The following is a 229-nucleotide window of genomic DNA, read 5'->3' as shown; positions in this document are numbered from 1 at the left end:
CCTGGTAGTACTGCGCGCCGGCGTGCCGGTGGACGGCGAGGCCGCCGCGGTGCAGGACTACTTTGATATCAACACCATCGGCTGGGTTTCGCTGGCGGCGGTGCTGCTGCTGGTGTGGGTTGCATTCCGTTCGCTGCGCCCGATGCTGGGGGTGGCCGCCGCGCGGCTGGGGGGGTGGGGCGGGGCGCTGGGGGTGAGCGTGCTGGGGGGCGGCAGGGTGGCCGGGGGG

At 74.2% G+C, this 229-nt stretch carries 1 protein-coding gene; it reads left to right on the top strand.

What is annotated here, in order from left to right; genetic code table 11:
• Window positions 1–229, top strand: a 229-nt coding sequence (locus ACQG3P_RS25630; protein WP_426806614.1) for a hypothetical protein, incomplete at both ends; no start/stop codon positions are given.

The organism is Stenotrophomonas sp. SrG, from assembly GCF_050031795.1.
Taxonomy (GTDB): Bacteria; Pseudomonadota; Gammaproteobacteria; order Xanthomonadales; family Xanthomonadaceae; genus Stenotrophomonas; species Stenotrophomonas rhizophila_A.
Note: the sequence above shows the minus strand (reverse complement) of the source record. Positions and strands in the feature narration are given on the sequence as shown.